Source organism: Kitasatospora sp. NPDC101155, assembly GCF_044768305.1.
GTDB lineage: Bacteria > Actinomycetota > Actinomycetes > Streptomycetales > Streptomycetaceae > Kitasatospora.
Map to the genome: position 1 here is coordinate 292,190 of NZ_JBIWPN010000004.1, position 23,230 is coordinate 315,419.

25 protein-coding genes and 1 pseudogene are annotated in these 23,230 nt (G+C 72.0%); 12 read left to right on the forward strand and 14 right to left on the reverse strand.

The genetic code is table 11. The features are described 5' to 3' along the window. Nucleotides 1-5 precede the first annotated feature (5 nt). Complete coding sequence (locus ACIRYZ_RS08050) at nt 6-353, forward strand: hypothetical protein (RefSeq protein ID WP_402941108.1); 348 nt, start codon at nt 6-8, stop codon at nt 351-353. Nucleotides 354-359: 6 nt separating this feature from the next. On the opposite strand, the gene ACIRYZ_RS08055 is transcribed toward ACIRYZ_RS08050, so the two are convergent. From ACIRYZ_RS08055 to ACIRYZ_RS08070, 4 genes are all read right to left on the reverse strand, one after another. After that, nucleotides 360-1,364: a glycosyltransferase family 2 protein gene (locus tag ACIRYZ_RS08055; RefSeq protein ID WP_402941111.1), complete on the reverse strand. Its 1,005-nt coding sequence runs from the start codon at nt 1,362-1,364 to the stop codon at nt 360-362. 198 nt (nt 1,365-1,562) lie between these two features. After that, nucleotides 1,563-2,255, reverse strand: a complete 693-nt coding sequence (locus tag ACIRYZ_RS08060; RefSeq protein ID WP_402941114.1) for a transglycosylase SLT domain-containing protein — start codon at nt 2,253-2,255, stop codon at nt 1,563-1,565. Between the two features lie 634 nt (nt 2,256-2,889). Continuing rightward, nucleotides 2,890-4,329, reverse strand: coding sequence for an amino acid permease (locus ACIRYZ_RS08065; protein WP_402941117.1), 1,440 nt, complete (start codon nt 4,327-4,329; stop codon nt 2,890-2,892). Nucleotides 4,330-4,580: 251 nt separating this feature from the next. Further along, nucleotides 4,581-4,811: a hypothetical protein gene (locus ACIRYZ_RS08070; protein WP_402941119.1), complete on the reverse strand. Its 231-nt coding sequence runs from the start codon at nt 4,809-4,811 to the stop codon at nt 4,581-4,583. A 117-nt stretch (nt 4,812-4,928) separates the two neighbouring features. Here ACIRYZ_RS08070 and ACIRYZ_RS08075 point away from each other — a divergent pair, with 117 nt between their 5' ends. Beyond that, the gene (locus ACIRYZ_RS08075; RefSeq protein ID WP_402941122.1) at nt 4,929-5,849 is read left to right on the forward strand and encodes a Ku protein; all 921 of its coding nucleotides are present in this window, start codon (nt 4,929-4,931) and stop codon (nt 5,847-5,849) included. Nucleotides 5,850-5,908: 59 nt separating this feature from the next. Further along, entirely contained in the window at nt 5,909-6,193 is a 285-nt protein-coding gene (locus tag ACIRYZ_RS08080) for a hypothetical protein (protein ID WP_393028621.1), read from the forward strand. Nucleotides 6,194-6,223: 30 nt separating this feature from the next. Here ACIRYZ_RS08080 and ACIRYZ_RS08085 read toward each other — a convergent pair whose 3' ends face one another. Both ACIRYZ_RS08085 and ACIRYZ_RS08090 read right to left on the reverse strand, forming a co-directional pair. Then, nucleotides 6,224-7,612, reverse strand: coding sequence for an NADP-dependent succinic semialdehyde dehydrogenase (locus tag ACIRYZ_RS08085; RefSeq protein ID WP_402941126.1), 1,389 nt, complete (start codon nt 7,610-7,612; stop codon nt 6,224-6,226). Between the two features lie 117 nt (nt 7,613-7,729). After that, nucleotides 7,730-8,011: a DUF6158 family protein gene (locus tag ACIRYZ_RS08090; RefSeq protein WP_393028625.1), complete on the reverse strand. Its 282-nt coding sequence runs from the start codon at nt 8,009-8,011 to the stop codon at nt 7,730-7,732. Nucleotides 8,012-8,163: 152 nt separating this feature from the next. Between ACIRYZ_RS08090 and ACIRYZ_RS08095 the strand changes: the two genes are divergently transcribed. The 3 genes from ACIRYZ_RS08095 to ACIRYZ_RS08105 are packed head-to-tail and all read left to right on the forward strand — an operon-like array spanning nt 8,164 to nt 10,275. Then, a complete protein-coding gene (locus ACIRYZ_RS08095; RefSeq protein WP_402941130.1) occupies nt 8,164-8,757 on the forward strand; it encodes an ArsR/SmtB family transcription factor in 594 nt (197 codons plus the stop codon). Continuing rightward, nucleotides 8,754-9,227 (forward strand): hypothetical protein, encoded by a 474-nt coding sequence (locus ACIRYZ_RS08100; RefSeq protein WP_402941133.1) that lies wholly within the window; start codon nt 8,754-8,756, stop codon nt 9,225-9,227. The genes ACIRYZ_RS08095 and ACIRYZ_RS08100 overlap by 4 nt, the downstream gene beginning before the upstream one ends. A gap of 49 nt (nt 9,228-9,276) precedes the next feature. Then, nucleotides 9,277-10,275 carry an adenosine deaminase gene (locus ACIRYZ_RS08105; protein WP_402941135.1) on the forward strand — a complete coding sequence of 333 codons (999 nt, stop codon included), beginning with the start codon at nt 9,277-9,279 and terminating at the stop codon, nt 10,273-10,275. A 70-nt stretch (nt 10,276-10,345) separates the two neighbouring features. Here the strand turns inward: ACIRYZ_RS08105 and ACIRYZ_RS08110 are convergent, their stop codons facing one another. The 4 genes from ACIRYZ_RS08110 to ACIRYZ_RS08125 all read right to left on the reverse strand — a co-directional run bounded on the left by ACIRYZ_RS08110 (nt 10,346) and on the right by ACIRYZ_RS08125 (nt 13,121). Further along, nucleotides 10,346-10,993, reverse strand: a complete 648-nt coding sequence (locus tag ACIRYZ_RS08110; protein WP_402941138.1) for a vitamin K epoxide reductase family protein — start codon at nt 10,991-10,993, stop codon at nt 10,346-10,348. After that, complete coding sequence (locus ACIRYZ_RS08115; protein ID WP_402941140.1) at nt 10,990-11,784, reverse strand: DsbA family protein; 795 nt, start codon at nt 11,782-11,784, stop codon at nt 10,990-10,992. The genes ACIRYZ_RS08110 and ACIRYZ_RS08115 overlap by 4 nt, the downstream gene beginning before the upstream one ends. Nucleotides 11,785-11,889: 105 nt before the next feature. After that, nucleotides 11,890-12,549, reverse strand: coding sequence for a hypothetical protein (locus tag ACIRYZ_RS08120; RefSeq protein ID WP_402941143.1), 660 nt, complete (start codon nt 12,547-12,549; stop codon nt 11,890-11,892). Nucleotides 12,550-12,647: 98 nt separating this feature from the next. Then, nucleotides 12,648-13,121: an SRPBCC family protein gene (locus ACIRYZ_RS08125; RefSeq protein ID WP_402941145.1), complete on the reverse strand. Its 474-nt coding sequence runs from the start codon at nt 13,119-13,121 to the stop codon at nt 12,648-12,650. Between the two features lie 232 nt (nt 13,122-13,353). Here ACIRYZ_RS08125 and ACIRYZ_RS08130 point away from each other — a divergent pair, with 232 nt between their 5' ends. Next, a complete protein-coding gene (locus ACIRYZ_RS08130; RefSeq protein WP_402941148.1) occupies nt 13,354-14,223 on the forward strand; it encodes an Fpg/Nei family DNA glycosylase in 870 nt (289 codons plus the stop codon). A 33-nt stretch (nt 14,224-14,256) separates the two neighbouring features. On the opposite strand, the pseudogene ACIRYZ_RS08135 reads toward ACIRYZ_RS08130, so the two are convergent. From ACIRYZ_RS08135 to ACIRYZ_RS08145, 3 genes and pseudogenes are all read right to left on the reverse strand, one after another. Further along, nucleotides 14,257-15,479 (reverse strand): annotated as a pseudogene (locus ACIRYZ_RS08135) (RNA-guided endonuclease InsQ/TnpB family protein). 212 nt (nt 15,480-15,691) lie between these two features. Further along, on the reverse strand, nt 15,692-16,552 hold the full coding sequence (locus ACIRYZ_RS08140; RefSeq protein WP_402941150.1) for an SAM-dependent methyltransferase: 861 nt from the start codon (nt 16,550-16,552) through the stop codon (nt 15,692-15,694). 338 nt (nt 16,553-16,890) lie between these two features. Continuing rightward, on the reverse strand, nt 16,891-17,076 hold the full coding sequence (locus tag ACIRYZ_RS08145; protein WP_402941153.1) for a hypothetical protein: 186 nt from the start codon (nt 17,074-17,076) through the stop codon (nt 16,891-16,893). Between ACIRYZ_RS08145 and ACIRYZ_RS08150 the strand changes: the two genes are divergently transcribed. The 5 genes from ACIRYZ_RS08150 (at nt 17,069) to ACIRYZ_RS08170 (ending at nt 22,214) form a co-directional block, all read left to right on the forward strand. Next, nucleotides 17,069-17,677, forward strand: coding sequence for a polysaccharide deacetylase family protein (locus ACIRYZ_RS08150; protein ID WP_402941155.1), 609 nt, complete (start codon nt 17,069-17,071; stop codon nt 17,675-17,677). The two genes, ACIRYZ_RS08145 and ACIRYZ_RS08150, sit on opposite strands and share 8 nt — an antisense overlap. A gap of 188 nt (nt 17,678-17,865) precedes the next feature. Further along, the gene (locus ACIRYZ_RS08155; RefSeq protein WP_402941158.1) at nt 17,866-18,192 is read left to right on the forward strand and encodes a hypothetical protein; all 327 of its coding nucleotides are present in this window, start codon (nt 17,866-17,868) and stop codon (nt 18,190-18,192) included. A gap of 147 nt (nt 18,193-18,339) precedes the next feature. Continuing rightward, nucleotides 18,340-19,422 (forward strand): class I SAM-dependent methyltransferase, encoded by a 1,083-nt coding sequence (locus ACIRYZ_RS08160; protein WP_402941161.1) that lies wholly within the window; start codon nt 18,340-18,342, stop codon nt 19,420-19,422. Nucleotides 19,423-19,574: 152 nt separating this feature from the next. Continuing rightward, nucleotides 19,575-20,447: a sulfurtransferase gene (locus tag ACIRYZ_RS08165; RefSeq protein ID WP_402941164.1), complete on the forward strand. Its 873-nt coding sequence runs from the start codon at nt 19,575-19,577 to the stop codon at nt 20,445-20,447. A 240-nt stretch (nt 20,448-20,687) separates the two neighbouring features. Further along, nucleotides 20,688-22,214, forward strand: coding sequence for a M1 family metallopeptidase (locus ACIRYZ_RS08170; protein WP_402941166.1), 1,527 nt, complete (start codon nt 20,688-20,690; stop codon nt 22,212-22,214). A gap of 64 nt (nt 22,215-22,278) precedes the next feature. Here the strand turns inward: ACIRYZ_RS08170 and ACIRYZ_RS08175 are convergent, their stop codons facing one another. Then, entirely contained in the window at nt 22,279-23,088 is an 810-nt protein-coding gene (locus ACIRYZ_RS08175) for an aminoglycoside N(3)-acetyltransferase (RefSeq protein ID WP_402941169.1), read from the reverse strand. Between the last annotated feature and the right edge of the window lie 142 nt (nt 23,089-23,230).

The window sequence follows — 23,230 nt, forward strand, 5'->3', positions numbered from 1 at the left end:
TAGGGGTGGCGTGTGGCACCCTCGGCGTTCAGCTCCAGCCGCGCGCCCACCACGACCTGCTGGACCTGCCGGTCGAGCTGTCGGCGCGGCTCGGTCCGATGCTGCAGCGCGTCGAGCGCGCGGTGCTGTCGCTCGGCGGCATCGGCCGGGTTCACGTGAACCGCTGGGGCGACGGCGGCGCGCACCTGCACCTGTGGCTGATCGCCCGGCCCGAGGGCCTGACGCAGCTGCGCGGCTCCACGCTGCCGCTGTGGATGGACGTGCTGCCGCCGCTGCCCGCCGAGGTGTGGGCCGAACGCGCCCGCCGGATCGCCGCCGCGATGGCGGCCGAGGGAGGGGCGGCGCACGTCTGAGGCCGGCTACTTCCGCCCGGTGATGGTGCCGCGCGCGATGTGCGAGAGCTTGGCGACCTCGAAGGCCGGGTAGGCGCCGCCGGCCAGCAGCGAGAACTTGATCCCCTCGCGCCCGCCCGGCTTGCGGTGGCCCGGGGGCTGGAAGCGGCGGTGGTGCTCGGCGGCCCGGTGGAAGAACTGCGGGCGCTCGGCCCGGGAGACGCAGCCGGCCAGGTCGAAGACGAACAGGTAGTGCCGGATCATCCGGACGAACAGCGCGTCACGCACCGCGTACAGGTGCGGCTGGTCCTCCAGCAGGGCGAAGCTGCGCTCGTACTGGTCGAACAGGTCGAAGACGCTGCTGCCGGGGCCGCCGGCCGGGTGGACGGTCTCCCGGCGGCGCAGCTGGACGCACTCGCGCGGCAGTACGGCGGCCTTCTGGGCGCCGATCAGCGCCGCGTGGGCGACCGGGACCTCCTCGTACCTGCCGTCGGGGAAGGCGAGCTTCAGCTCCTCCCAGTGGCCGCGGCGGATCAGCCGGTCCCAGATCAGCGGTGGCGCGCCGAACAGCGCGGGCTGGTCGAAGGGGCCGAACACCTCGGGGCCGGTCTCGGCGAGCAGCGCCTCGGCGCCGCCGGGCCAGTCGCGGTCGTTGTGGCGCCGGGAGTGGCCGAACAGCAGCACGTCCACCGGGCCGGTCTGCTTGAGCCGGTCGGCGAGCGTCTGGAGGGCGTCCCGGGGCAGCAGGTGGTCGGCGTCGAGGAACAGCAGGTACTCGCCGGCGGCCCGCGCCGCGCCCGCGTTCCGGGCCACCCCGACCCCGACCGCCGCGTTCAGGTGCAGTGCCGACACCCGCGGGTGCTGTGCCGCGTACGCGTCGGCGAGCCCGCCCGGGGTCTCGGGGGAGCGGTCGGCGACCACGATCACCTCGACGTCCGCCAGGGTCTGGGCGAGCAGCGAGTCCAGGCAGTCGGCGAGCTGTCCGTGCTGGTCGTGGGCGGGGAGCACGACGCTGATCAGGGGTGAGGGCATGACGCCGGAGCGTAAGAGGGCGCGCGAACCGTGGCAAAGCCCTGACGGTGCGTAACTCAGGGCAATAGTGACAAATCGTACGACCGTGCGCCATATCTTCACGCCGCCTTCTGGGCGTGCACACGCCGACCGGCAACGTGGCACGGCCCGCGACGCGGGGTGCGCGTCGCGGGCCGGGGGTGCCGAGCGGGGGTCGGCTCAGTACCAGTGGTGGGCCTGCCAGAACGACCAGGCGGAGCAGGGGCTGCCGTAGCGGGTGTTCATGTAGTTCAGGCCCCACTTGATCTGGGTGACCGGGTTGGTGCGCCAGTCGGCGCCGGCCGAGGCCATCTTGGAGCCGGGCAGCGCCTGGACCAGGCCGTAGGCGCCGGAGGAGGCGTTGACGGCCAGCGGGTTCCAGCTGCTCTCGCGGAACACGATGTTGCTGAAGCACTGCAGCTGGCCGGCCGGCACGATCTGCGCGGCGATCTGCTGCGGGGTGCCGGAGTAGCTGCTGAGGTCCTGGCGCTGCTGGGAGCGGGAGGCGGCGGCGTCGGCCTGGGCCTTGGCGTCCGCCTGGGCCTTCGCCTCGGCCTCGGCCTGGGCCTCGGCCTGGGCCTGCGCGGCGGCCTGGGCCTGCGCCTGGGCGGTGGCGTCCGCCTCGGACTTGGCCTGGGCGGCCTGGGCCTCCTGGGTGGCCTGGGTGGCCTGCTGGGCAGCAGCGGCAGCGGTGCCAGCCTGGGCCTGGTCGGCGGCCGGCTTGCCATCCGCCACGACGGCGGCCACCGGGGCTACGGCCTCGGTGTTGTGCGCGGGCTGCGGGATGGCGAGGGCAGCGGTGGCGGCGCCGGAAACCACGAGGGTGGCGATGCCGGTGATCAGGGAGTTGCGGCGGGCATGGCTGAGCTGCATGAAGCGGGCGGTCCTTTTCCGTCGGGGGGCCGTGCCGGTGGCACTGGGCTCGGGGCTTCGCGTGGGCTCCGGGTGAGCGGGGCCCGCGCGGCCGTCCGGGACGGCCGTGGCGCCCCGACGGTGGCGGCGGGGCTGGCGGGCTGCGCACGGCGGACGGGCCGGCCGGCGCTGCCTGGCGACGGGCCATTCTTGGCAGGGCCGAGGGCGGGTGGCAAAGGTGCTCGCTACTACGCCGGGTAGTGGCTGCGGGGAGGGCGCGGCCGGGCATGGCGGGTAGTTTGGTGCGATTTGTTCGAATTGCTCACCTGTGAGTCGCGGGCGGGCGGCAATAGCGGGACGCGAGGGTGCGAGGGCCGGTGGCCTGCGTTCTTCGGGCCGGGCGCGGCGACTGCGGGCGCGGCCGGGTTCCGGTCGGGGCGGCGGGACAGCCGGTGGGCCCGAGGCGTCCACTACCGAGGACCGTAGATGCGAAACCCCCTGTGCGCGGGCTCACATGTTTGCGGCGCCGACTTCGGCGCAGAGTGACCGCTTCGTCACCTGCGCGGGCTGATCCATCGGCCCGGAACGGCAAACCGGGCCCGGGAGCCTCCGCAACGGCTCCCGGGCCCGGCGTTTCTGGCGCGGCCTGGACGGGTCAGGACTGCGCGGCGACCGCCGCCCGTCGGCGTCGGCCGACCACGGCCGAGGCCGCGATCACGACTACCGCGGCGACCAGGGACAGGTACATCTGCTTGCGACCGTCGGCGTCGGTGAACATGTACGCCATCACGAAACCGATCATGCCGATGGCGACCCAGGTCAGGTACGGGTACAGCCACATCCGGACGGTGTGCCGCTCGGGCATCTCGCGCTCAATGATCTTGCGCATCCGCAGCTGGGTCGCGCAGATCACCAGCCAGACGAACAGCGCGACCGCCCCGGAGGAGTTCAGCAGGAAGGCGAACACGGTCTCCGGGTAGGCGTAGTTGAAGAAGACGGCGATGAAGCCGAACACCACCGAGGAGAGGATGGCCACCCGCGGCACGCCGCGCGAGGTCACGGTCGCGAAGGCCTTCGGGGCGTCGCCGCGCTGGCCGAGCGAGAAGGCCATCCGGGAGGCGGTGTACATCCCGGAGTTGAGGCAGGAGAGCACCGCCGTCAGCACGATCACGTCCATCACCTGGCCGGCGTGCGGGATGCCCACGTGGTCCAGTACGGCCACGTACGGGCTGGCCTTGACGTCGGCGGAGTCCCAGGGCAGGAGGGTCACCACGAGCAGGATCGAGCCCAGGTAGAACACACCGATGCGCCAGATCACGCTGTTGGTGGCCTTGCTGACCGCCTTCTCCGGGTCCTCGGACTCGCCGGCGGCCAGGGTGACGATCTCGCTGCCCATGAAGGCGAAGACCACGGTGAGCATGCCGGTGAACACCGCGCCCACGCCGTGCGGCAGGAAGCCGCCGTGGCCGGTCAGGTTGCTGGTGCCGACCGCGTGGGTGCCCGGCAGCACGCCGAAGGCGGCGAGGGTGCCGATCACCAGGAACGCGGCGATCGCGACCACCTTGATGCCGGCGAACCAGAACTCGAACTCGCCGTAGGAGGCGACCGAGAACAGGTTGGTGGCGGTCAGCACCGCCATCACTATCAGCGCCCAGCCCCACTGCGGCACGCCGGGCACCCAGTTGTTGAGGATCTTGGCGCCGGCGGTCGCCTCGACCGCGAGCACGACGACCCAGAAGAACCAGTACAGCCAGCCGATGGTGAACCCGGCCCAGCGGCCCAGCGCGCGGTCCGCGTACGCCGAGAAGGAGCCGCTCTGCGGGTCGGCCGCCGCCATCTCGCCGAGCATCCGCATCACCAGCACGACCAGCACGCCGGCCAGGGTGTAGGAGAGCAGGATGCCCGGGCCGGTGGACGCGATGCCCGCGCCGGAGCCGACGAACAGGCCGGCGCCGATCACGCCGCCGATGGCGATCATCGACAGGTGGCGGTTCTTGAGCCCGGCCTTCAGGTGGCCGTCGCCGCCGTGCCCGATCGGGCCCGACTGGCCGGGAGCCGAGTCGGCTACCGCCGGCTTGGTGGTCTTCGCACTCATCAAGGGTGCCCTGTGCCTTTCCAGCGCGGCATGACCCTCGGCTCGTCGCGCCGAAGGGTGGGGGACAGACCCGCGCAATGCGGTGAAACGTAACTTCTACGCCCGAGTATCGGAACAATTTTTTGATAACTGTTCGCTTACCGAACACAAAGGGCCAGGTCAGAGTGGGTGCGGAGGTGGCGGGAAAAGCTCAAATCTGACCAGTCGTCAGGGTGGCGGAAGGTCGCCAGGCCCTGTGGGAGATCCGGAACTCAGCCCGGGCGGAGCTCCAGGACGGTGATCAGTTCGGCGTCCGCCGGTCGCCCGGTGAGGCGGGCGGCCAGGATCCGGGGGATGTCGGACTCCTGGGAGTGCCCGGGCAGCAGCGTCACCTCGGCCCGCCGCGCCACAGCCTCGCCGCGCACCGCGTACGCCACCCGGTACGTGGTCCGTTCCGGCGGCGGCGCCGGGCCGCCGAGGCTCCTCCGGCTCCGGACGGTCATCCGCATCGACCTCCTCCGGCCCATTGTGGACGCGGTGTGGCCGATCGACGCAAACCCGGGCAGAGTGGGAGTCTCGGGGTAATCCCGACGCCGCTCGGCCGTTTCAGGAGCGACCCCATGCAGACCACCTGGAAGGGGACGATCAGCTTCGGGCTGGTCAGCATCCCCGTCCACCTCTACTCCGCGACCCAGGAGCACGACGTCCCGCTGCACCAGGTGCACGCCAAGGACGGCGGTCGGGTGCGGATGAAGCGGTACTGCGAGCGGGAGGAGAAGGAGGTCCCGTACGCCGAGATCGCCAAGGGCTACGAGTCGCCGGACGGCCGGACCGTCACCCTCACCGACGAGGACCTCGCGGACCTGCCGCTGCCCAGCAAGAAGATCATCGACGTGCTGGCCTTCGTGGACGCGGGCGAGATCGACCCGCTGATGTTCTCCAAGGCGTACTACGTCGGCGTCGCCGACCAGGCGGCCGCCAAGCCGTACGCCCTGCTGCGCGACGCGCTGGTGGACTCCGGGCAGATCGCGGTCACCAAGATCGCGCTGCGGACCCGGGAGTCGCCCGCCGTGCTGCGGGTGCACGACGGGACGCTGGTGCTGCAGACCTGCATCTGGCCCGACGAGGTCCGCCCGGCGGCCGGGATCGCGCCCGAGGGGAACGTCACCGTCCGGCCGCAGGAGCTCAAGATGGCGCGGTCGCTGATGGACACCCTCTCCGAGGACTTCGACCTTTCCCAGCTGCACGACGACTACCAGCAGGCGCTCCAGCAGGTGATCACCGCCCGGCTGGACGGCGTCGAGCTGCCGCACGAGGAGGAGCCCGGCCCGGCGCCGGACAACGTGATCGACCTGATGGAGGCGCTGCGCAGCAGCCTCAAGCAGGCCAAGGGCGGACGGGCGCCGGCCGCGGAGCCGCAGGAGGAGCCCGCGCCCCGCAAGCGAGCCCCGGCGAAGAAGACCGCCGCGGCCGCCAAGAAGACCTCCCCGGCGAAGAAGGCGCCCGCCCGTAGGTCCACGGCTCCGCGCAAGGCCTCCTGACCTCCGGGCCAGGCGTTCCGTCCCGTCCACCGTCCCGTCCAGCATTGGAGGCGATCCCGATGGACCTGCTCACCTACAAGGAAGCCGAAACCGGCCCCGACGCCCCGCCGAACCCGAGCCTCGGGCACCGGGCGTGGCGCTGGCTGCTCAGCCTCAGCCCCACCGTCGTGACCTTCATGGTCGCGCTCTCGATCGGCCTGGCCATGGTCGGCGTCCAGACGAACTGGGCGCCGATGCTCGGCCTGATGGCCTTCTTCTGGTTCCTGACGTTCATCGCCCTGGCCGGCGTCCTCGCGCGCTGGGCGACGCCCGGCCGGGGCAGGCACCGGATGGCGGCCTCCTGACCCGGCCGGTGGAACGGCGTCCGGGAGGGCTCAGCCGATCCACACCGTGGTGACGTTGCAGAACTCCCGGATGCCGTGCCCGGACAGCTCCCGGCCGAAGCCGGAGCGCTTGACGCCGCCGAAGGGCAGCGCCGGGTGGGAGGCCGTCATGCCGTTGAAGAACACCCCGCCGGCCTGGATGTCGCGGACGAAGCGCTCCTGCTCGGCCTGGTCGGTGGTCCAGACGTTGGAGCTGAGCCCGAACGGGGTGTCGTTGGCGACGGCCACCGCCTCGTCCAGGTCGGCGACCCGGTAGACGGTGGCGACCGGGCCGAAGGTCTCCTCCAGGTGGATCCGCATCGCCGGGGTGATGCCGGTCAGCACGGTCGGCTCGTAGAAGTAGCCGGTGTCCCAGCCCATCGGGCGGCCGCCGCCGCACTCGACCCGGGCGCCGTGGGTGCGGGCGTCCTCGACCAGCTCCTCCAGGTCGTCCCGGCCCTGGCGGCTGGCCAGCGGGCCGACGTCGGTGGCCTCGTCCATCGGATCGCCGACCCGCAGTGAGCGCATCGCCTCGGTGAAGGCCGCGGTGAAGCGGTCGTAGACGTCCGTGTGCACGATGAAGCGCTTGGCGGCGATGCAGGACTGGCCGTTGTTCTGCACCCGGGCCCGGACGGCGGTGCCCACCGCCGCCTCCAGGTCGGCGCTCGGCATGACCACGTACGGGTCGCTGCCGCCCAGCTCCAGCACCGCCTTCTTCACCTCGTCCGCCGCGGCGGCGGCGACCGACCGCCCGGCCGGCTCGCTGCCGGTGAGGGTGACGGCGGCGACCCGGCGGTCCCGGACCACGCCTTCGACCGCGCCCGAGCCGATCAGCAGGGTCTGGAAGCAGCCCTCGGGGAAGCCGGCCCGCCGGAACAGCTCCTCGATCGCGAGCGCCGTCCGCGGCACGTTGGAGGCGTGCTTGAGCAGGCCCACGTTGCCCGCCATCAGGGCCGGCGCGGCGAAGCGGATCACCTGCCAGAACGGGAAGTTCCACGGCATCACGGCGAGGACGGGCCCCAGCGGGCGGTAGCGGACGTACGCGCGGGCGGCCCCGGAGTCGGCCACGTCGGCCTGGGCCGGGTGCTCGTCGGCGAGCAGCTCCTCGGCGTTCTCGGCGTACCAGCGCATCGCCTTGGCGCACTTGGCGGCCTCGGCCCGGGCGGCGGCGAGCGGCTTGCCCATCTCCTCGGTCATGGTGCGGGCGACGGCCTCCTGGTCCTGGTCCAGCAGGTCGGCGGCCCGGCGCAGCAGCTCGGCGCGGGCGGCGAAGGAGGTGTTGCGGTAGCTGTGGAAGGCGGCCTCGGCGCGGGCCAGCCGCCGCTCGATCCCGGCCGCGTCGAGCGGTTCGAAGGTCTGGACGGTCTCGCCGGTCGCGGGGTTGACGCTGGCGATGGGCATGCGGGGCTCCCTGATGGGTCCGGGTCCGGTGCGTCTGCCCTCACACCCTCCCCGACGGCCCGCCCCGGGCGCGCCACCGCCGCCCGGCGTGTCCCGCCGGGGGTGAGGGCCGGCCCGTCATTCCGGCAGTGACTCCACTCGCGCCGCCGCCTCCCGGGCCCGGGCTCCGGCCCTGGTGCGGGCCGCGGTCACCTGCCGGTTGGGAAAGCGGTGCAGGTACTCGGCCTCCAGCTCCCCGGTGCGCAGCGTGTGGCGCTTCAGCGCCTCTTCCGAGCCGTAGAGGAAGGTCTCGTGGCGGGTGCGGTGCAGCTGCTCCAGCTCGTGCAGCAGGGTGTCGTTGCCCAGAGCGTGCGGGGAGATGCCCTCGGGCCGGATGTGCGGGTCGTTGGCGTGCCGCATCTCGGTACCTCCTCGGCGGAAGCCCCCTTTACCCGGTGCCCGGTGACCCCTTCTCGTACACCCGTGCTGGTGGGTGGGATGTGCCTGCGAATTGCACAAGGGATGTTGTAAAAGGGCTGTCGTACAAGAGCTCTTGTGGATATCCTCCAGCCATGGACGACACGACGGACCAACCGCGCGGCACCCGGGAGATCTCCGACTCCCGGGTGCTCGCCGCCCTCACCCACCCGCTGCGCCGCCGACTGCTCGACCTGCTCAAGGTGCACGGCCCGGCCACCGTCGGGCAGCTCGCCGAGCGCACCGAGCAGGCGGTCGGCAACGTCAGCCACCACCTGAAGGTGCTGGCCGAGAGCGGACTGATCGCGGAGGCGCCCGAACTCGCCCGGGACCGGCGCGAGCGCTGGTGGCGGCTCGCGGACAAGGACCTCAGCTGGACCCGGGTCGACTTCGACGGCGACCCGGTCGCCGAGGCCGTCGCGGACGCGGCCGGGTCGATCCTGCTGGAACGCCAGGTCGAGCTGGTCCGCGAATGGGCCGTGCGGCGCGGCGGGTACGGGCCCGACTGGGGGGACGGCTGCTCGGTGGCCACCCAGGCCTGGCTGCGGCTCACCCCGGACGAGGCCCGGGAGCTGGCGGCCGACCTCCACGCGGTGATCCAGAAGTGGGCCGACCGGCCGGTGCCCCAGGACGGGCGGGAGCGCGAGACCGTCCTCGCCTTCTCCCACAGCGTCCCGGCCAAGCCGTGACCACCACCCTCTCCCCGCCGTCCGAAAGCCCTCAAGTCCGGTCCCGCTGGGGCCTGTTCGCCCAGCGCGACTTCCGGCTGCTGTGGGCGGGACAGACCGTCAGCCGGCTCGGCAGCAGCATCACCTCCATCGCGCTGCCGCTGGTCGCGGTGCTCTACCTGGTCGGGCTGCTCTTCGTGGTCGCCGCGGTGGTGTTCGTCAACATCGTGCTCGCCAGCTTCCGGCAGTCCTACACCCCGCCCGCACTGCTCAGCCGGGTGAGCGCCACCTTGATGTTCCCCAACCACGCCACCATCCCGCTCGGCGCCCTGGCGGGCGGCGAACTGGGCGCGGTGATCGGGCTGCGCGCCACCATGTGGGTGATGACCGGCTTGCTGGCGCTGTGCGGCGCGCTCCCGCTGCTGTCGCCGCTGCGCACCGTCCGGGAGCTGCCGACCACGCCCCCACAGCCGGGAGAGATCATAGGATGAATTCCTCCCTATCTTCGGGTTCGCCCCACTACCTCCGGACAGATCGCTGATGCCGCTTCCCAAGGCCGAACTCCACCTGCACATCGAAGGCACCCTGGAGCCCGAACTCGCCTTCGCCCTCGCCGAGCGCAACGCCGTCGCGCTCCCGTACGCCGACACCGAGGAGCTGCGGAAGGCGTACTCCTTCAGCGACCTGCAGTCCTTCCTGGACCTCTACTACGCGCTGATGGCCGTGCTGCGCACCGAGCAGGACTTCGCCGACCTCGCCGAGGCGTACCTGGCCCGGGCCGCCGAGCAGGGCGTGCGGCACGCCGAGCTCTTCTTCGACCCCCAGGCGCACACCGCCCGCGGGGTGCCGCTCGGCGTGGTGGTGGACGGGCTGACGCGGGCGCTGTCGCGCAGCCAGGAGCGGTACGGCATCAGCACCCAGCTCATCATGTGCTTCCTGCGCGACGAGTCCGCCGACTCGGCGCTGGAGACCTTCGAGGCCGCCCGCCCCTACTTCGACCGGATCTCGGGCATCGGCCTGGACTCGGCCGAGGTCGGCAACCCGCCGGCGAAGTTCCGCGAGGTCTACCGGCGGGCCGCCGAGGCCGGCCTGCGCCGCGTCGCCCACGCGGGCGAGGAGGGGCCGGCCTCGTACATCACCGAGGCGCTGGACGTCCTCGGCGTGGAGCGGATCGACCACGGCCTGCGCTGCCTGGAGGACGGCGAACTCGTCGCCCGCCTGGTCCGCGAGCAGATCCCGCTCACCCTCTGCCCGCTCTCCAACGTCCGCCTGCGCTGCGTCGACACCCTCGCCGACCACCCGCTGCGCGAGATGCTCGACGCCGGCCTGCTGGTCACCGTCAACTCCGACGACCCGGCCTACTTCGGCGGCTACGTCGAGGACAACTTCCGCGCCGTCCGCCAGGCTCTCGCCCTCGACGAGGAGACCCTGCGCCGGCTGGCCGCCAACTCCTTCCGCGCCTCCTTCATCGACGACCGGCGCCGGGCCGAACTCCTCGCCGAGGTCGAGAAGTTCACCTTCGCCCCGGTCGAGGGCTGACCAACCGGGCCGGGGGCGGCGGGGACCACCGCCGCCACCGGCCGTGGCAGGAGGGGGCGGCGGAGGGGGATCAGATCAGGGTGCTCCAGTAGTACCAGAACCGGTTGAGGACCAGCAGCGCGATCACCGCGTACCACAGGGCCGGGACGACCCAGTGGTAGCGCGCGGCCTCCCGCACGACCACCCGCGCCTTCGGGCCCACCGGGATCACCCCGCTGCGCAGGTTGTGCAGGGTGGTGTACCAGAACAGCGGGATCACCGCCGCCCACACCACCATGCAGTACGGGCAGAGCGCGCCGATCCGGTACAGCGCCTGGTACATCAGCCAGCTGACGAAGCCGATCCCGAAGAGCGTCCCCGCCTGCAGGCCGAGCCAGAACCAGCGCCGGTACGCCGCCCCGGCGAGCAGCCCGGCGCCGACCGCGACGACGACCCCGAAGCCGACCAGGCCGATCAGCGAGTTGGGGAAGCCGAAGGCCTCCGCCTGGTCGCTGCGCATGATCGAGCCGCAGCTGATGATCGGATTGATGTTGCAGTTGGGGACGTACGACGGGTCCTGCAGCAGCCGGATCTTGTCCAGGGTGAGGACCGTCGAGGCGACCAGGCCGACCAGGCCGCCGATCACCAGCAGCCAGGCGAACGGACGGCTCGCGCCGTAGGCCCGCGCGCCGTAGGTCCACGCGGCGTTCGTCCGCGCGGCGGGGGCGGCGGCCGTCACCCGGTCACCTGCTTGACCAGCGCCGTGAACTGCTCGGGGGAGGCGGCCTTGCCGCTGCTGAGGACGTCCAGCTTCTTGCCGTCCAGCTTGACGGTCGGGGTGCCGGTCACGTCGCTCTTGTCGAACTCCTCGTTGACCTTGGCCGCCCAGGGCGCGTAGGTGCCGTCCTGGACGGCCTTGACGAAGGCGTCGGTCTTCAGCCCGGGCACCTGGCCGGCCAGGTCGAGGAGGTGGTTGACGTCGCCGAAGGCGTCGCTGCGCTCGTCCGGCTGGTTGGCGTACAGCACGTCGTGGAACTGCTTGAACTTGTCCACGCCCTCGTTGAGCGCGGCGCCGGCCGCCGCCAGCGCGGTGCGCGAGCCCTTGCCGCCGAGGTTCTTGTCCAGGAACGTCGCCAGGTGGTACTCGATCTTGTACGTGCCGTTGTCGGCGAGCTGCTGGACGGTCTTGCCGGTGGTGGTCTCCAGCTGCTCGCAGAACGGGCAGCGGAAGTCCTCGTAGACCTCCAGGGTGTGCGGGGCGTCGGCCTTGCCGTAGGTGATCACGGTGCCGTTGGTGCCGGTGGCGTTGGCCGGGACGACCAGCGGGCCGTTCGCGGCGGCGTCCGAGGAGGAGCCGGAGGAGCCGCCGACGGCGAAGGCCATGCCCGCCGCGAGGGCGAGCACGGCGGCGCAGGCGCCGCCGACCACGACCCGGCGGCGCATGCGACCGGAGCGCTCGGCCTGGGCGCGGGCGGTGCGCATGCGCTCGGTGGCGGTGGTCTGCTTGTCGGTCTTACGGGTGTTGCTCATGGGGTGTCGTCCTGTGCTCTCGTGTGCTCTCGGGCATGCGCGGGCGCGGGCGCGACGGATCGGCGTCCGCGCGGGGGAGCGAGGACCGGCCGAGCGAAGGGATGCTCAGGCGGCCAGGGCGAACACCGGCGGACCACGCCGGACGGCCGGACGGACGACCACGTCCTCGGCCGGGACCAGCACGCGGCTGGCCCGGGGGAACGGCACCCGCGCCACCGGGCGGGCCGGGACGGGCGCGGCGAGCAGCAGCAGCCAGCGGGCGGCGGCCGGAAGATGGCGCTGCAGGAACTCGCCCAGCATCCGGACCGCGCGGGCGAGCCCGGTCAGGGCGGCGTCCGCGCGGCGCAGCCAGAACGCGCCGGCCAGCGCGATCACCGTGTGCAGCAGCAGGAGCAGCAGGACGCCGGTCTGCTGGGAGACGCCGTGGCCGAGCAGGAACCCGCCGAGCGAGCCGCCGCCGCACAGCAGCGGCTGGAAGCCGCGCGCGGCGCCGGGCGGCAGGGAGGGGCAGGTGCTCTGCGCGAGGTCGAACAGTGCGCTGACGCCCAGCTCCAGCGGCAGGAACACCGCCGCGATCGCCGGGTAGCCGCGCTCGCGGCCGGCCAGGGCGAAGGCCACGACGAACACGGCGACGGAGGCCAGCCCCATCGTGCCGACCGGCAGCGCCCGGCCGGTGACCAGCACCTGGCCGAGCCCGGCGAGCAGCACGACCAGCGCGGCGAAGACCGTCGCGCGGAGCGTCCTGGTGACCGGGCCGATGTCCATGGCATCCGAGTCTGCCACAGGTTGAAAGCGGAACGGTCGGCCGGACGGCGGGCTGTGAACAGCCTCACCGCCCGTCCTGAGCTGGGCTTATGTGGTTCTTACGAGGCCTCGTGGGAGTCCTTCCGGTGACCGTTGGCGGCACTCACCCGGGCCTCGACCAGCTCCCGGAAGTGCTCCAGGTCCTCGCGCACCGCCCGTTCGATCGCCCCGGCCTGAGCGAAGCCTCGCGGGCCGCCGAACTCCCGCTGCACCGCCTCCGGGTCGTACTCCACCCGGATCTGCAACCGGGTGTGCCGGGCGTCGAGCGGCAGCAGCGCGAAGGCGCCGCGCAGATGGGCGGAGTTCAGCGTCCGCCAGGACATCACCCGGCCCCGGCCGAGATCGGTGATCTCGGTGTCGACCGAGTGCTCGGTACCGCTGACCTGCACCCCGAGGTGCGCGAGGTTCCGGCCGTGCGGGTGCGCGCTGCGGACGCCGTCCACGAACTGCGGGTACTCGCGCACCCGGTGCAGCTGCTCCCAGGCGGCGAGGACGGGGGCGGCGATGTCGATCTGTTCCTCAAGAGTGCTCATGAGCCCTCCTCGCTGCGCTGGGTGGGCGCTCGGCACAACGCGCGCCCCTCGATGAATCTTCCCCGGCCCTCGGCCGGGAGGACGCCCATGCCGCGCTCCCTCATTGCGGGGCCTCCTCGGGTCCCAGCCTGCTCTTCGGGACGGGGGGAGGCAAAAGGGGGGCCGGGTCAGGTGGTGGGGAGGGGCGGCCGACGCAGGAGCGGCGCGGCGCGGGGTGGGGGAGACTGGGCGCATGCCGGAGCTGCCCGAGGTGGAGGCGTTGAGCGCCTTCCTGTCCGAGCGACTGACCGGGCGCGTGATCGCCCGGGTGCAGCCGGTGGCGATCAGTGCGCTGAAGACGTACGACCCACCGGTGACGGCCCTGGAGGGGCGGACGGTCGGGCCGGTGACCCGGCACGGCAAGTTCCTGGACATCGAGGTCGGCGGGTTGCACCTGGTCGTCCACCTGGCCCGGGCCGGCTGGCTGCGCTGGAAGGACGGCCTGCCCGCCGAGCCGCCGCGTCCGGGCCCGAGGAACCCGCTCGCCCTGCGGGTGCGCCTGGAGGGCGAGGCCGGGGACGGCTTCGACCTCACCGAAGCCGGGACGAAGAAGGGGCTCGCCGTCTACGTGGTGAAGGACCCGGCCGAGGTGCCGGGCGTGGCCGGGCTCGGCCCGGACCCGCTCGACCCCGGCTTCACCTTCGACGACTTCGCCGCTCTGATGCGGGGCGACCGCCGCCGGCTCAAGGGAGTGCTGCGCGACCAGAGCGTGCTGGCGGGCGTGGGCAACGCCTACTCGGACGAGGTGCTGCACGCGGCCCGGATGTCGCCGTACAAACTGGCGGTCAGGCTGACGGAGGAGGAGACGGCGCGGCTGTACGAAGCGCTCGGCAGCACGCTGCGCGACGCGGTGGAGCGCTCGCGCGGGCTGGCGGCGGAGGAGCTGAAGGCGGAGAAGAAGCTCGGGCTGCGGGTGCACGGGCGGACCGGCCGGCCCTGCCCGGTCTGCGGGGACACCGTGCGGGAGGTGTCCTTCACGGACTCCTCGCTGCAGTACTGCCCGACCTGCCAGACCGGGGGCAGGCCGCTGGCGGACCGGCGGCTGTCGCGGCTGCTGAATTGACTCCTCCCCCGCCCGAGGCGGGGGATTCCTGGCTCACGCTGCCTCGACGTCCAGCGGACGTTGTGGTCTTCCGCGATCGGCACCAGCCGGGTTGAGACCAGCCCGGACGAGCATTACACGCGCGGAGTTCTTGTCCCTGGGGGACGAGACTCCGCACGCGGTGCACGTATAGATCCGTTCGGAGAGGGGGAGGCGGTGCTTGGCTCTCGCACCGCAGTGCGCGCAGTCCATCGTGGTGTGCGCGGGGTTGACCAGGTGCACGGTCCGGCCGTGCTTGCGGGCCTGCTCTAGCAGGGCCGTCTTGGTCGCGCCGATGGCGGCGTCGGCGGCCTTGCGGGCCATCGTGGTACGGCCCAGGAACGTCGGCCGGAAGTCCTCCACCGCCAGGGCGTCGTGGTCGCGGACGACGGATTTGGCCCACTTGCGGGCGGTGTCCCGGCGCTGGTTCGCGATCTTCCGCTGCAGCTTCGCGGCCTGCCTCTGGGCCTTGCGGTAGCCCTTGGTCTGCGCCTTGCCCTTCGGCTGACACCTGCGGGCCATCTGCCGCTGGTAGTGGGCGAGTTTCCGTGCGGCGCTCTTCCCGTACTGGGGGTGGGGAAGGTCGTGGTCGTCGCTGGTCGTGGTGGCAATTTCCTTGACGCCCCAGTCGATCCCGATGGCACGGCCGCTGGCGGGCAGCGGCTCGACGGCCGCAGGACCACGAAGCTCGCGTACCAGTGCCCGACGGCGTCCTGGTAGACCCGGACCGAGGAAGGATCGCCCGGAAGGTCCCGCGACCACACCACGGTCACCACGATGCCGCCCGCGAGGTGCAGATGGCCGTCCTTGATCCGGAAACCACGCCGCGTGTAGTTCAGCGACGGCCGCGCCTCGCGCTTCCGCTTCGGCTTCGGCATCCCAGCGCGCCGACTCGGCGGCAGCCCGGCCTTGATGTCCTTGAGCGCCTTGGCTCGGGACTTGGCGAAGTCCCGGACGGTCTGCTGCTGCGGAACCGACGCACCCTCCCGCAGCCACGCCATCGCGCCGCGCGCCTGCGTCAGGAGCTTGTCCAGATCGGCCGGCCCACAGCTGCGCTTCGCCTCGGGGTCGGTTCGGTTGCGCAGGCGGATCTTCCGGGACATGTGAACGCACTCGTTCCACACCCACCGGCACCTGCCCCACTCCGCACCCAGCAGCACGGACGCTGTCGACGACACACGCAGGCGGTAGGTGTACCGGGCGTGCCCGGCGTCCTCCGCAACCTGTTGCATCGTCATGACCCGCAACCTAGCGGACCCCACTGACAACGAGAGAGGCCAGTACAGATGCGCAGAGGACTTTGTCGCTTCGCGGCTTCAGCCTAAGAACTCTCCCCCACCCTCCGGGCGGGGGGACCTCCATCTCTCCCCGCCGAGGCCGGGAGCGTCCTGGGAGAGATCCGGTGACACCTCGGCGGGGCGGTCCGGGGGACCGCCCCGCTCGCGGCTGGTCAGCGCTTGACGGCGACGCCGCCCCAGTAGTACGCCGCCTTCGGGTCGGCCGGCGGCTCGCCGTCCGGGCGCCAGGCCAGGACCGGGGCGACGCCCGGCTCGACCAGCTCCCAGCCGTCGAAGAAGCGGAGCACGTCGTCGTAGCCGCGCGGCACCAGGGTCATCCCGCCGGCCCGGGCCGCCTCGGCGACCTTGCCGACCGCCTCCGGGTCGAAGTCCTGGGTGGGGGTGGTGAGGGCGAGACAGCTGCCGACGGGCAGGGCGTCGCGCAGCGCGGCGACCCGGCCCCACGGGTCGTCCTCGTCGGCGATCAGCATCAGGACGGCGATCATCAGCAGGCCGACCGGCTGGGTGAGGTCCAGGGTGGAGGTGAGCGCCGGGTCGACGAACAGTTCCTCGGGCTTGCGCAGGTCGGCGTGGATGTAGGTGGTACGGCTGGCCGGGCTGGAGACCATCAGGGCGCGGGCGTGGGCGAGCACGATCGGGTCGTTGTCGACGTAGACCACCCGGGTGCCGGGGCTGACCGCCTCGGCGATCTCGTGGGTGTTCGGCGAGGTGGGGATGCCGGTGCCGAGGTCGAGGAACTGGTGGATGCCGTGTTCTCGGGCCAGGTAGCGGACCGCCCGGCCCTGGAAGGCGCGGTTGGCCTTGGCCATCTCCTTGACGCTCGGCACGGCCTCCTCGATGGCCTGCCCCATGGCGCGGTCCGGCGGGAAGTTGGTCTTGCCGCCCAGCCAGTAGTCGTACACGCGCGCTGAGTGCGGAGTGGTGGTGTCGACGCCGAAACGTTCCCACTGGCTCAGCTCGGTGGCGTCCTCGTCCTGCGGGCCCTGCTGGGGGAAGTCCTGACTTGTCGTCATGGCCACGTCCTCTGATGGCAGATCATCACACTGGGGAGCACAGCGTAGCGGCCTCGGCGGGAGGCCGGGCGTCCGGTCGGGGAAGAGCCGGGGAAGGGCCGGGTGCGCGGGGTGTACGGCCGGTCGCCCTGGGCCGTCGGAGTGGTGATCGGGTCCGTCGGAGTTGCCCTCGGAGATCGGCGGTGACCGACGGGGGAAGCATCCAGAATGCTGTCAGATCGTCAGATTAAAGCCTCGGTGGCATCTCGGATCACCTCGCGTAGGTTGCTGCTGGTCGCCGCGGGGATGTCCCTGCTGGGCGCGGCCGCCGGTTGCAAGAGCCCCTGGAACGAGGGGGATCACGCCTCCTCGGCGGCCGGTCCGCAGACCCCGGCGGCGGGTGGGCCCGGCGCCCCGGCGCCCTCGGCCGTGTCGTTCGGGACACCGTCGCCGTGGCCGTCCGTCTCGCCCGCCACGCCCTCACCGGTGCCGCCCTCCGGCTCGGCCTCCGCGCCGGGTCCGGAGCCCGTTCGCCGGGTGCTCACCGATGCGGAGAGCAAGCCGGTGTACGAGCTGGACCCGGCGCAGCGGGTGGTGGCGCTCACCATCGACGACGGCCCGGACCCCCGGTACACGCCCGCCGTGCTGGACCTGCTCCAGCAGCACGGGATCCGCGCGACCTTCTTCCTGATCGGCGAGAACGTCGTCGAGCACCCGGGTCTGGTGAAGGAGATCGCGGACCGCGGCCATCACATCGCCAACCACACCTGGACCCATCCGGACCTGCGGCACATGTCCGAGGACAAGGTCCGGGACGAGCTGGAGCGCACCTCCGACCTGCTGCACCGGACCACCGGCCGGCAGCCCACCTGGTTCCGCGCGCCGGGCGGGGACTGGTCACCGGTGTCACTCAAGGTGAGCGCCGACCTCGGGATGCGGAACCTGGGCTGGTCGGTGGACCCGCGGGACTGGGCCCAGCCGGGCACCTCGGCGATCACCGACCGGATCCTCAAGGACGTCCGGCCCGGGTCGATCGTGCTCAACCACGACGGCGGCGGGGACCGCTCGCAGACGGTGGCGGCGCTGAGGCTCTACCTCCCGGCGCTGATCGACTCCGGGTACCTGTTCACGGCGCCGCCGAACTGACCTGCGGAATCCGGGAATCGGGCATCTGATACGGGCAGGCATTGGTGGGTGTGGCGAGTAGCGGCTTTGCCCTTTAAACCACTCGAACGAGTGGATTGGGAGAACCGTTTCTGCGGATTTTGGGCCTCTAGGGTGATCTCGCACCAATTCCTTTGGTACCCCGGGTACCACCTGAAAGGCCCTCACTCATGCGTCTCCGCAATGCCGCGCTCGCCGTCGCCAGTGCCGTCGCCCTCGTCATCGCCGTTCCGATGTCCGCCGACGCCGCCACCGGTGATTTCCTCTACAAGGTCGGTCGGGGCGTTCCGACCGGCCTCGCCGACCCGGAGAGCGGTAAGTGCGTCAACCTTCCGTTCACCACCGAGGAGGCGCCGGGCTTCGCTCCGGAGAACTTCACCACCTCCACGGCGACGGTGTTCCTGGACTTCGACTGCAACGGTGACACCTTCTACGTCATGAACCCGGGAAAGAAGCTCGGCGACCGGCTGAAGCTGCGCTCGGTGATCTTCTCCTGACCCATTGACGCTTCTCCGGTCCGGCCGGTCTCCGGCGACGTGCGGGGCAGTTCGGCGATCGCCTGGAACCGTCGGACTGCCCGCCCGGACCGCATGCGCGTAGCGTGACAGGGAGGGGGTCGCCGTCCCGGCTACGGAGGAGGAGCGATGTCCGTACGGGAGCTGGATGTGGCGAAGCAGGAGGACTTCGCCGGACGGGTGCTGGAGGTCCTGAACGATGCTTGCCTGGGACTCCTGACCAGCATCGGCCACCAGACCGGGCTCTTCGACCTGATGGCCGGGCTCGCGCCGTCGACCAGCGAGGAGATCGCCCGCGCCGCCGGGCTGAACGAGCGCTACGTGCGCGAGTGGCTGGGCGGCATGGTGGTCGCCGGGTTCGTCGAGTACGACCCGCGACAGCACACCTACACGCTGCCACCCGAACACGCGGCGTCACTGACCAGAGCGGCCGGCCCGGCGAACCTGGCGGGCATGATGCCGTTCCTCGCGATGATGGGCGAGGTCGAGCAGGAGCTGCTCGGCCACTTCCGCACCGGCGGCGGAATGCCGTACTCGGCCTACCCGCGCTTCCAGCAGCTGGAGGCCGAGGAGACCGCCCGGGTGTACGACCTGGCCCTGGTGGACGCGATCGTGCCGATGGTGCCCGGGCTGACCGAGCGGCTGCGGGCCGGGATCGACGCGCTGGACGTCGGCACCGGGCAGGGGCACGCCGTCACCGTGCTCGCGAGGGCGTTCCCCGCGAGCCGGTTCACCGGGATCGACATCTCCGCCGAGGGCGTCGCCGCCGCCCGTGAAGCGGCGGCCGAACTCGGCCTCCACAACGCCTGGTTCGAGGTCGCCGACTGCGCCGAGCTGACCGGCAGGTACGACCTGGTCACTGCCTTCGACGTGATCCACGACCTGGCCCGGCCGACCCGCACCCTGGCCGCGATCGCGGGCGCGCTGCGGCCCGACGGCGTCTTCCTGATGGGCGACATCGACGCCAGCAGCAAGCTGGAGGAGAACATCGACCACCCGCTGGCGCCCGCGCTGTACACCTTCTCGACCTTCTTCTGCATGACGGTCTCGCTCGGTGAGGACGGCGAGGGCCTCGGGACGGTCTGGGGCGAGCAGACGGCCCGGCGGATGCTGGCGGAGGCCGGGTTCCGGTTGGTGGACGTCAAACGCGTCGAGGGGGACGTGCTGAACCTGTACTACCTGGCCCGGCTGGACGGCGCGGCGGGCGGCTGACGGGACCGGTCCGGGCCGGAGTGGACCGGGCCGGAGGGCCGGCGTAGCTTCGAACTGTCCGGCCCGGTCGCCGGCGCCTCGCCGTGCCCAGCGCGGCCTGCCCCGCCCGTGGTCGGGCACCGCAGCCTGGGCAGAGCGAAGGAGGGCCTGGGATGACCGGCAACGGCTACGCGCACCCCGAGGCGCTGGTGCACACCGAGTGGCTGGCCCACCACCTGGACGACGGGACGATCCGGGTCGTCGAGGTGGACGAGGACAACACCGCCTACGACCGGGACCACATCCCCGGCGCGGTCGGCTGGAACTGGACCACCGACCTGCACAGCCAGGTCGGCCGCGACTACGTCGACCGCGAGGGCGTCCAGCGCCTGCTGCGGGCGGCCGGGGTGGAGGACGACACCACCGTGGTGCTGTACGGCGGCAACAACAACTGGTTCGCCGCCTACGCCTACTGGCTGCTGCGGCTGCGCGGCTTCGGGCCGGTGCGGCTGCTCGACGGCGGGCGCAAGAAGTGGGAGCTGGAGGGGCGGGAGCTCACCCGGGAAGTGATGGACTACCAGCACACCGGCTACCGGCTGACCGGGCCGGAGCGGCCCGAACTGCGGGCGCTGCGGGACGAGGTGCTGGCCAAGGCCGAGGTGTTCGCCAAGCCCGGAGCGGACGCGGTGCTGGTGGACGTCCGCTCCCCGGCGGAGTTCCGGGGCGAGCTGATCGCGCCGCCGCACCTGCCGCAGGAGCAGGCCCAGGTGCCGGGGCACATCCCCGGGGCGGTCAACGTGCCCTGGTCGCAGGCGGCCAACGACGACGGGTCGTTCCGCTCGGCCGAGGAGCTGCGGGCGCTGTACGCGGGCAAGGGCGTGGAGGAGGAGCGAGAGGTGATCGCCTACTGCCGGATCGGCGAGCGGTCCGCGCACACCTGGTTCGCGCTCACCGAACTGCTGGGGTACCCGCACGTGAAGAACTACGACGGCTCGTGGACGGAGTACGGCTCGTTGGTCCGGGCGCCGGTGGTGCTGGGGGCGTAGCGGAACGTCCTCGGGGCGGGGCCGTCGGCGCGGCGGCCGTCGGCGCGGCGGCCGGCGGGGCGGCCGTTCGGGTCGCACGGCCGTGGGGCGTGGGTGACGGCCGGGACGGGTGACAGTACTGCGGCGGCGTCATTTCGGCGCGTTTCTTTTCATGAACATCTCACAATCAGGGAGTGGACCGAGGGCCACCGGGACAAGGATCGATCCGACCCATCGTTCCGGTGATCCTGGAGGACCACGTTGCGCAAGAGGCTGATCGTCTCTGCTGCCAGTGCCCTGAGCCTGTTCCTGGCCGTCCCCGCCTCGGCCGCCGACTTCCAACCCGGCGCGGCCGGGGTCGGCGACCCCTACTACCCGACCTACGGCAACGGCGGATACCGCGTCTCGCACTATGACATCCGGCTGAAGTACCAGCCCGCCACCGACGAACTGGAGGGCACCACCACCATCCTCGCCACGGCGACCCAGGACCTGTCCCGGTTCAACCTCGACTTCGCGCTGAACGTCTCGGAGGTCCGGATCAACGGGCGGCCCGCGACCTTCGCCACCAGCGGCGAGCAGGAGCTGGAGATCACCCCGGCCCGGCCGCTGGCCAAGGGCAGCCAGGCCACCGTGGTGGTCCGCTACAAGGGCGTGCCGTCCACCGTGAAGAAGTACGGCTTCACCGCCTGGCTGCGCACGCCGGACGGCGCGGTGGCGGCGGGCGAGCCCGAGTCCGCCTGGTGGTGGTTCCCGAGCAACGACCACCCGAGCGACAAGGCCACCTTCGACGTCTCGGTGCAGGTGCCGGACGGCAATCAGGTGATCAGCAACGGCATCCTGACCGGCACCACCTCGCAGGCCGGCTGGACCCGCTACAGCTGGCGTGAGAACAAGCCCCAGGCGACTTATCTGGCCACGCTCGCGGTCGGCAAGTTCGACATCAGCACGGACACCACGCCGAGCGGGCTGCCGGTCTACAACGCGTACAGCAAGGACCTCGGGGACAACGGGGACGCGGCCCGGGCCAGTGTCGAGCGCACCGGCGAGCTGGTGGACTGGCTGAGCGGCATCTTCGGTGACTACCCGTTCAGCTCGGTCGGCGGCTACGTCCCCAACGTCCCGACCGGCTTCGCCCTGGAGACCCAGACCCGGGTCTTCTACAGCCCCCGGCAGTTCGCCAAGGGCGCCAACACCTCGGTGGTCGTGCACGAGCTGGCCCACCAGTGGTACGGCGACAGCGTCTCGCTCTCGCGCTGGAGCGACATCTGGCTGAACGAGGGCTTCGCCCGGTACGCGCAGTTCCTCTGGTCCGAGCACGAGGACGAGGGCACCGCGCAGGAGCTGGCCGACTACGTCTACGCCTCGCACCCGGCCGACGACCCGTTCTGGACCGTCAAGCCGGGCGACCCGGGCGCGGAGAACCAGTTCGCGAGCGCCGTGTACGACCGGGGCGCGGTGGCCATCCAGGCGCTGCGCAACGCCGTCGGGGACGAGAAGTTCTTCCAGATCCTCAAGGGCTGGCCCACCGAGCGGCGCTACGGCAACGCGACCATCCCGGAGTTCCAGGCGTACGCGGAGAAGGTCTCCGGGAAGAAGCTCGGCGACCTCCTCAACACCTGGCTGTTCACCGCCGCCAAGCCCGCCGTCGGGCCGGTGCGGGCGGGCACCCCGGCCGCGGCCTCGCTGGCGCCGGGCGCGGACCGGGGTGACGGGCAGCTGCCGGTGGAGCCGAAGTCCTGGAAGAAGATCCAGGACACCAACTCGCTGCACGACGAGCAGCACTGACGCCGAGCCGCGTAGCTGGGTGACGGACACGGCCCGGCCGCTCACGGAAACGTGAGTGGCCGGGCTACGCCGCTCCGGGGCCGTCCGCCGCCAGGAGTTCGGTGAGGCGGCGGACGGCGAAGGGTATGAGCTCGCGGACCGGGACGAGACGGCAGGGCGCGTTGCCGACCAGCACCTCGCGGATGCCGGCCTGATCCTCGAACTCCCGCCCCACGACCGGGAAGTGGGTGTCGTTGTCGTTGCCCACGTCGAGCGTCTCGATCCAGACCCGCTCGCCCTGGATCCCCATCGGGAAGCGGCGAAGCTTGAGCCGGCGGTTGGGGACAAAGGTCTCGGCGTAGTGCAGGAAGGTGTTGCGGTTGTGCCCGACGCCGATCAGCAGCACGTACCCGCCGAGGTCGTGCAGGGCGCCGAAGGGCGACTCCCGGCCGACGGCGAAGCCGAGTGAGCGGCGGGCGGTGACCTCCCGGGCGTGGGCGCCGACGGCGGCGACCGAGGCCTGCGGGTGGGTGCTGCGGAGGCTCTCCGGCAGGGCGCGCAGCGCCTCGGCCACCGCGCCCATCCGGGAGGGCAGGTCGGGGTGGAACAGCGGGACGGCGGCGCGGAGTTCGGCGACCTCGGGGGTGGGCACGCCGGTCTGCTCCGGCGCCGGGTCGCAGACCGTGCCGGTGGTGAAGGCGGGCGCCGCGACGGTGCCGCCCGGCCCGACCGCCTCGCGCAGGCTGGCCACCACGGCCTGCGCGCCGCCCTCGACCCGGCCGAGGCTGGAGAGCGAGGAGTGCACGATCAGCGCCATGCCCTCGCGGACGCCGACCCGGCGCCAGCCGTCCACGAGTTCGGCGGTGGTGAGTGGGCTGCTGCCCGGTGTGGTCATGGTGTTGCCCCCTGGTGATGGTGTGTCAGGGGTGACCGTAGCGGGCGGCACTGACAATCGGTCGACGGAGGAGGCGCCGCCGGGGGTGGGGGCGCCCGCCTGGCCGGGGCGGGCCAGGGGCGCAGTGTCCGCCGGTCGCCGA

Coding starts and splice junctions, on each gene's coding strand:
- ACIRYZ_RS08055 (WP_402941111.1), bottom strand. CDS start 1,364: ATGCCCTCACCCCTGATCAGCGTCGTGCTCCCCGCCCACGACCAGCAC.
- ACIRYZ_RS08060 (WP_402941114.1), bottom strand. CDS start 2,255: ATGCAGCTCAGCCATGCCCGCCGCAACTCCCTGATCACCGGCATCGCC.
- ACIRYZ_RS08065 (WP_402941117.1), bottom strand. CDS start 4,329: ATGAGTGCGAAGACCACCAAGCCGGCGGTAGCCGACTCGGCTCCCGGC.
- ACIRYZ_RS08070 (WP_402941119.1), bottom strand. CDS start 4,811: ATGACCGTCCGGAGCCGGAGGAGCCTCGGCGGCCCGGCGCCGCCGCCG.
- ACIRYZ_RS08075 (WP_402941122.1), top strand. CDS start 4,929: ATGCAGACCACCTGGAAGGGGACGATCAGCTTCGGGCTGGTCAGCATC.
- ACIRYZ_RS08080 (WP_393028621.1), top strand. CDS start 5,909: ATGGACCTGCTCACCTACAAGGAAGCCGAAACCGGCCCCGACGCCCCG.
- ACIRYZ_RS08085 (WP_402941126.1), bottom strand. CDS start 7,612: ATGCCCATCGCCAGCGTCAACCCCGCGACCGGCGAGACCGTCCAGACC.
- ACIRYZ_RS08090 (WP_393028625.1), bottom strand. CDS start 8,011: ATGCGGCACGCCAACGACCCGCACATCCGGCCCGAGGGCATCTCCCCG.
- ACIRYZ_RS08095 (WP_402941130.1), top strand. CDS start 8,164: ATGGACGACACGACGGACCAACCGCGCGGCACCCGGGAGATCTCCGAC.
- ACIRYZ_RS08105 (WP_402941135.1), top strand. CDS start 9,277: ATGCCGCTTCCCAAGGCCGAACTCCACCTGCACATCGAAGGCACCCTG.
- ACIRYZ_RS08115 (WP_402941140.1), bottom strand. CDS start 11,784: ATGAGCAACACCCGTAAGACCGACAAGCAGACCACCGCCACCGAGCGC.
- ACIRYZ_RS08120 (WP_402941143.1), bottom strand. CDS start 12,549: ATGGACATCGGCCCGGTCACCAGGACGCTCCGCGCGACGGTCTTCGCC.
- ACIRYZ_RS08125 (WP_402941145.1), bottom strand. CDS start 13,121: ATGAGCACTCTTGAGGAACAGATCGACATCGCCGCCCCCGTCCTCGCC.
- ACIRYZ_RS08130 (WP_402941148.1), top strand. CDS start 13,354: ATGCCGGAGCTGCCCGAGGTGGAGGCGTTGAGCGCCTTCCTGTCCGAG.
- ACIRYZ_RS08140 (WP_402941150.1), bottom strand. CDS start 16,552: ATGACGACAAGTCAGGACTTCCCCCAGCAGGGCCCGCAGGACGAGGAC.
- ACIRYZ_RS08155 (WP_402941158.1), top strand. CDS start 17,866: ATGCGTCTCCGCAATGCCGCGCTCGCCGTCGCCAGTGCCGTCGCCCTC.
- ACIRYZ_RS08160 (WP_402941161.1), top strand. CDS start 18,340: ATGTCCGTACGGGAGCTGGATGTGGCGAAGCAGGAGGACTTCGCCGGA.
- ACIRYZ_RS08165 (WP_402941164.1), top strand. CDS start 19,575: ATGACCGGCAACGGCTACGCGCACCCCGAGGCGCTGGTGCACACCGAG.
- ACIRYZ_RS08175 (WP_402941169.1), bottom strand. CDS start 23,088: ATGACCACACCGGGCAGCAGCCCACTCACCACCGCCGAACTCGTGGAC.